We start from the raw sequence: 6,000 nt of genomic DNA, 5'->3' as shown, positions 1-6,000 counted from the left end.
TCATCAGTGCGGACCAACGGTCCGCACCCACCCAGCCAGTAGATCCACGCCATGCGTGGATGGGCTCATCTGTGCGGACCAACGGTCCGCACCCACCAAACCAGTAGATCCATCTGTGCGGACCAACGGTCCGCACCCACCCAACCGGCGGTGCAACCGATGGTGGCGATCAACCGTAGCTGATCGCCTCGACAAACGCGCCGCTGGCTTCCACGCGCACGGCCGCACGCTGGCCGGTGTCGGTGAAGTGCAGGCGCGCGAGGGTTTCGGCGAAATCGAAGGCGCGGACACCGTCGCGGAACTCGATCGGTTCCGGTTTGTCCGGGTGCAGCACGCGCCACTGGCGCTGCTCACATTGCAGACGGATCAACATGCGTTGCTCACTCCTTGAACAGCGTATCGATGACGGTGGGCACACCGGGAGGCGCACTGCCCCCGGTTGCCGACGATACGAGGAATGAACTGTGACCGCCATCAGATTAATCTGAATCTGAGGGCCACTGCCGTCAGTTGATCTGGAACTGGGCCCGGCAGCCATCGCTGACCCACACACCGCGGCGGTCCCAACCCCAGGTACGACCTTCCACGCAGGGGCTGCGCGACTCCTGGCGCACCAGGCGCACGTCGCGACGGATGCGCGCATCGCAGTACTTCTGCCGGCGGTCGTTGGAATGGCAGGCGATCACCTGGCCGCCGTTGCCGCCCCAACCGCCGCCGCCGTGGCCCCAGCCGCCACGGGATTCGCCCACGAACTCGGCACGGCAGCCCTGGGTCACCCACACGCCACCACGCGACTGGCCCCAGGTGCGGCCCTCCACGCACGGCGAGCCGGACAACTGGCGGATCAGGCGCGCCCGCCCGTCCAGCCGGCACTCGTTGCTGCGGTTCTTCACCGATTCGCAGCGCACGATTCCGCCGCCGCGGTTGTCGTAGCGGTCGTCATAACCACGGTTCTGCGCCTGCGCGGCACCTGCAGCCGCCAGCATCGGCAGCACGAGGCATGCCACGGTTCCCCAGCCCAGTCCCCTGCCCGATCCCTTGCCCATTGCCACATCTCCAGATGAATACGATGGCGCAAGCATCGGAGATTCCGGGCGCGCCGCACAGAGGGGGCGCATGACATGGTTGGCATTCCGTTCAAGCAACCCAACCGGGCCTGACCAGAATCGATCAGTCGGCGGCGGCGATCACTCTCCCGCCGCCGCCATCACCTGCGGCGTCCCCAGCTTTTCCTCGAACGCAAACGCGAACAGCTCGGCGTCGTTGCTGATGCCCAGCTTGCGCATTGCCGAGATCCGCTGCCGGCTGATCGTGCTGACCGTCCGCCGCAACTGTGCGGCGATCTCGGTGATGGACGGCCCGGATACATACAGCCGCAGCACTTCCAGCTCCTTGGGCGACAGCACGGACAGGGTCCGCTGGCGCCCGGCCTCCTGCAGGCAGGGGGCAAGCTCGGAGTCCAGGTAGATGCCGCCGCCCATGACCGAATCGACCGCATTGCGAAGGCCGTCCACGCCACTGCCCTTGTAGACCAAGCCGCGCACGCCGGTCCGCATGGCCATGTTGAGCGTGGTGGGATTAGTGATCATCGTGACCAGGACTACGGGAATCCTGGGGTGATTGCGACGCAGCGCCTGCAGCATCGCTTGGCCATCCGGCCGCTTTCCACCGGGCATCGAAAAGTCGGTCACCACCAGATCCACATCTTCAGTGGCGAGCAGATCGAGCAGCGCTTCCGCGCACTGCGCCTCGCCCACGACGCTGTGCCGCCCCTCTGCCTCGATCACAAGGCGGGTGCCAAACAGCACCAGCGGATGGTCATCCGCGATGGCGATTCGAGTGAGCATGGTGATTGCCTGTAAATGGTCACGCCGCAGTGCGCACGGAAAACGCTAATAACCCTTGAACGCTTCGTCAACTTAACAACGGAAAATGCAATTCCTCATCGCAAACCCGCGCTCATGCATGCCTTTCCATTAATTGCATGACCCCCGCGCACATTTGCAACTTTCCCAATAGTTTCATGGAAACAAAAACAGAAACCGACTTATATATCCACCTCCAATCACTCATGGCGCCCGATGCTCATGGTCCGATTCCGCCGCCATCCTTTCGAAGATCTCGAGGCACCGCCTGCCCCTCTGTCGATGCCAGCGGCAACGCTGCCGGCCGCGGCGCTGCCCTTCGTGCAGCAGCTGCGCATCCATCTGGCGAACGACACCGCGACGCCGCGCAGGTCCGCCTATGCCGCCGTCATCCATGACGACACAGCCGTCTGCTGGCTGGACACGAAGAACGACCGCATGATGACCACGGCGCCCGCACCGATCACGCTGACACTGCTGCAGAAACTGCTCGCCGAGGAGCACCCGGCGTTGAGCCTTGCACCGGTCACGAAGGAGGTGTTCGAGCAGCGCGCGGTCGTGTCCAGCAACCTGGCGCTGCGCCCCACGCTGTGGAACATCGCGCTGGCCGCAACACGCTTGGACCGCTTGATGCTGCCGCTGCAGATGGACGCCAAGCTGCGCCTGCGCCGCTGGCCGGACTTCCGCATCCTCGCCCACCGCCACGACCACTTCCGCCTGTGCGCGCTGTTGATCAAGCAGGGCGCCTCCGTCCAGGCGTGCTGCGACATCCTCGACCTGCCGCAACGCCAGGTGCAGTCGTTCTTCAATGCCGCCTTCCTCACTGCCTACGCCTTCCCGGTGATGGGCAGCGACGCACCGGTCCGTCCCTCGCCCACCGATGGCCTGGTCAATCTGTGGCGCCAACTTCGTATCCGCTGGAGTGCATGAGCGTGCGTGAGCACAAGATCGTCGTTATGGGCCCGCTGGGTGCGGGCAAATCCACCCTCGTGCAGACCCTCACCCACGGCAAAGCCGTGGTGACCGAAGCCCGCAATACCGACCCCAGCGTGGGCAAGGAATACACCACCGTTGCCATGGATTACGGCGACATCGACCTGCCGGGCGGCGACCGGCTGCGCCTGTATGGCTCGCCCGGGCAGGAACGCTTCTCGTACATCTGGCCGATCCTGCTGGCGGGTGCCGAGGGCGCCATCGTGCTGGTGGATGGCAGCAAGTGCGTCAACGCCACACTCGCCGGCCAGCACCTGCAGGCCATCGCCGAGCACGCGCCCACCCTGCCGGTAGTCATCGGCATCACCAAGTGCGGCCGCACCGACGATCCGATCCTGCCGCACTGGCAGGCGTGGTTGAGCGAGCAGGCCCCGCACCTGCCGGCCTTGCCGCTGGACCCGCGTGACATGAAGCAGGCCATCACCGCCATGGACCTGCTGATGAGCCAGATTGAATGCAATGCAATGGCGGCCGCACATGAGTAACGCCCTTAACGCCGCACCGGCATTGAACGCACTGGCGCGCGACGTCCCGGGCATCCAGGCCATCGTGGTTGCCAGCGCCGACGGCTTCGCGCTCGCCCAGGCCGGGCCGAAAGGCAACGTGGCCGATCGCCTGGCCGCGATGACCAGCTCGATGCTGGGCCTGGCCAGCGCGCTGGGGCGCGAGCTGCGCTTTGGCGAACTGGACACGCTGATCCTCGACGCCGCCGACGGCAAGGTGCTGATGCTGGCCATACCCGGATCGCAGCCGCGGCTGCTGATGACCGCGTGCGACCACAGCTGTGTCATCGGCAACGCCCTGTGGCATGCCAAGCAGTGCGTGCGCACGCTGGCCGACAACACGAACTGATGCATGTCGCTCTCACTGCTCAGACGACTCTTTTCTTCCAAACACCCGCAACGGACGACTGAAATGAATACCGCCATCAACAAATGCCTGGACACGCTCATGCAGATCAACGGCGCACAAGCCGTTGCACTGGTCGACTACGAGAGCGGCATGCTGCTGGGCAACGCCGGCTCGGGCGTGGACATGGAGCTGGCCGCCGCCGGCAACACCGAAGTGCTGCGCGCCAAGATGAAAACCGCCGAAGCCCTCAACCTCAACGACAGCATCGAGGACATCCTCATCACCCTGGGCCGCGCTTACCACGTGCTGCGCCCGGTGTCGGCCAAGAAGGGGCTGTTCTTCTACGTCGTGCTGGACCGGCAGAAGGCGAACCTCGCCCTCGCCCGCCGCATGGTGCTGGATGTGGAGAGTTCGCTGGCGCTGTAACGGCCACAAACGCGTTCATGGGGAAGGCGTGCCGGGGCCGCTGGAGGAGCGGCCCCGGCACTGGGATGTCTTCCTCCCAAGGAACACAGGAGGGAGAGCCACTGCCATGCATGCAGCTTCTCCGGAACACAGGGACATCGTGCTGCCGCCCCGGGCCAGACCCTGGGCGGCCATTGCCATTTCGGCGGCCATCACTGCTGTTTATGCCGTCGTCCTGGCTGCGCCAACACTCGGCGGAAACAGCGAACGCGAGTACCTGCACACCGCCGTTGCCCGCATTGGCGAGGTGATCCAGGCCGTGGAAGCCAGCTACGCAGACGGCGATCTGCGGATCAGCGACCAACATCTCGGCCTGCCCGCCAGCGCGGCGTTCTGCAGGCAACTGCGCATGCACCTGCCCGACACCGGGCACGCACGACTGCGCTGCGAACTCCGCGGCGATGGACCCGTGCGCGGCACGTTGGCACTGCAACGCACACCGCAGGGCGCCTGGCGCTGCATGGCTGAAGTACCCGACCCGCAACTGCTGCCAGCAGCCTGCCGTCCGTGAACCGTATTGATTCAACAAATGGGAAAAGTGGGGAGATCAATCCGCCGGAGGCCAATTTTCCCATTAATGGAATATACCCGGAGCGACGCCCGTGATTATCTATCGCCACGCCACGAGGCACGAGCTATCGCGGCGATTTCGATGAATAACCCACGTCACCGAGGAAAGAAGATGGACACCTCTCGTTTCCGCACACATCGTGCATCCCGCATAAACTCCCGACAGAAAGGCTTCTCGCTCATCGAGCTTATGGTGGTCGTGGCGATCATCGGCATCCTGGCGATGATTGCGCTTCCGCAGTACCAAAAATTTTCCGCCAAAGCGAAGCTGGCGAGCGCACTGGCAGAGATAGCGGGCGGAAAAGTTGGCGTCGAGTCACTCCTGGCTGCGGGCACCGAGGTAACCACAGCGGCATCGATTGGCCTCCCCGATTCCAGCTCACGCTGCAGCTTCATTACTGTCACGGCAGATGCCGTAAGTGGTGCCACAAGCATCGACTGCCGGCTTGAGAGCGACGCCACATTTGGCACCGGCAGCCTGACGTTGAGTCGCGACCCGAATGGCACCTGGCTCTGCGAGAGCGACATCCCTGAGCAGGATCTACTTCCGCGCGGCTGTCAGGCCTGATCGCAGGCACATGCCGCTGCGCAGGCTCTCATCCCTGCATACAGTCGCATGTGCCTCTCCAGTCACTGCCTCATACCGTTCCCGGCTCAATGTTGGCTTCGCCATGGAGGAAACAATGGAAAACGAACTACCAAAGGATGGCCGTGCAGCTAAACGCGTGCAAGGCCAGCAAGGCTTCTCTCTGATAGAGCTGATGGTCGTCGTGGGCATCATCGCGATCCTGTCCATGATCGCAGTCCCGCAGTACAAGAAGTTCACTACAAGATCAAAGCTGGCTGCAGCCTTGGCAGACATAGCTGGCGGGAAGGCGGGCGTGGAAGCGTGGCTGGCAGAGCGAGGCGATATCTATGGCTCAGACAACAGGAAACTGGGGCTGCCAGAAAGTAGCGAACGCTGCGAAACCATTATAGTGCGCCCCTTTGCGAACGTGGAAATCGAATGCCTCCTGCGTCCTGATGCCGGCTACAACGTTGGCACGTGGAGCATGAGCCTGATGCTGATAAGGGATTCAGACACTCATGAATGGCGCTGCTGGACTGCCATTCCCGATTACGACCTCCTCCCAAAGGGCTGCGGCCCCGATAATCCATAGCCTGTGTGAAATAAATTGGACATCCGGGCGAGTCCATCGTCGTCAATGACGCGGCGAAGCCAACACCGTGCATCCAACATGGCTCGTACTTAAGG

Annotated in this window: 10 protein-coding genes; 7 read left to right on the top strand and 3 right to left on the bottom strand. The window is 63.5% G+C overall.

Annotation, left to right across the window (positions count from 1 at the left end; genetic code table 11):
- Window positions 1–169 precede the first annotated feature (169 nt).
- The 3 genes from QMZ26_RS18050 to QMZ26_RS18040 form a co-directional block, all read right to left on the bottom strand.
- Window positions 170–373, bottom strand: a complete 204-nt coding sequence (locus QMZ26_RS18050; protein WP_079222567.1) for a hypothetical protein — start codon at window positions 371–373, stop codon at window positions 170–172.
- A 133-nt stretch (window positions 374–506) separates the two neighbouring features.
- Entirely contained in the window at window positions 507–1,046 is a 540-nt protein-coding gene (locus QMZ26_RS18045; protein WP_108758165.1) for a DUF3011 domain-containing protein, read from the bottom strand.
- Window positions 1,047–1,187: 141 nt separating this feature from the next.
- Window positions 1,188–1,847 (bottom strand): response regulator transcription factor, encoded by a 660-nt coding sequence (locus QMZ26_RS18040; protein WP_200734555.1) that lies wholly within the window; start codon window positions 1,845–1,847, stop codon window positions 1,188–1,190.
- Between the two features lie 240 nt (window positions 1,848–2,087).
- Between QMZ26_RS18040 and QMZ26_RS18035 the strand changes: the two genes are divergently transcribed.
- The 7 genes from QMZ26_RS18035 (at window position 2,088) to QMZ26_RS18005 (ending at window position 5,905) form a co-directional block, all read left to right on the top strand.
- Window positions 2,088–2,795: a hypothetical protein gene (locus QMZ26_RS18035; protein WP_283222242.1), complete on the top strand. Its 708-nt coding sequence runs from the start codon at window positions 2,088–2,090 to the stop codon at window positions 2,793–2,795.
- On the top strand, window positions 2,792–3,343 hold the full coding sequence (locus QMZ26_RS18030; RefSeq protein ID WP_079222570.1) for a GTP-binding protein: 552 nt from the start codon (window positions 2,792–2,794) through the stop codon (window positions 3,341–3,343). The genes QMZ26_RS18035 and QMZ26_RS18030 overlap by 4 nt, the downstream gene beginning before the upstream one ends.
- Entirely contained in the window at window positions 3,336–3,710 is a 375-nt protein-coding gene (locus QMZ26_RS18025) for a roadblock/LC7 domain-containing protein (RefSeq protein WP_283222241.1), read from the top strand. The genes QMZ26_RS18030 and QMZ26_RS18025 overlap by 8 nt, the downstream gene beginning before the upstream one ends.
- A gap of 99 nt (window positions 3,711–3,809) precedes the next feature.
- Window positions 3,810–4,136 (top strand): hypothetical protein, encoded by a 327-nt coding sequence (locus tag QMZ26_RS18020; RefSeq protein ID WP_200734558.1) that lies wholly within the window; start codon window positions 3,810–3,812, stop codon window positions 4,134–4,136.
- A gap of 106 nt (window positions 4,137–4,242) precedes the next feature.
- Window positions 4,243–4,686: a pilin gene (locus QMZ26_RS18015; RefSeq protein ID WP_283222240.1), complete on the top strand. Its 444-nt coding sequence runs from the start codon at window positions 4,243–4,245 to the stop codon at window positions 4,684–4,686.
- Window positions 4,687–4,857: 171 nt separating this feature from the next.
- Complete coding sequence (locus tag QMZ26_RS18010) at window positions 4,858–5,313, top strand: pilin (protein ID WP_283222239.1); 456 nt, start codon at window positions 4,858–4,860, stop codon at window positions 5,311–5,313.
- Window positions 5,314–5,428: 115 nt separating this feature from the next.
- Complete coding sequence (locus tag QMZ26_RS18005; protein ID WP_283222238.1) at window positions 5,429–5,905, top strand: pilin; 477 nt, start codon at window positions 5,429–5,431, stop codon at window positions 5,903–5,905.
- Window positions 5,906–6,000: the final 95 nt, after the last annotated feature.

This window comes from Stenotrophomonas sp. PFBMAA-4 (assembly GCF_030053215.1).
Lineage (GTDB): Bacteria > Pseudomonadota > Gammaproteobacteria > Xanthomonadales > Xanthomonadaceae > Stenotrophomonas.
This window is presented reverse-complemented; position numbering and strand designations above follow the sequence as displayed.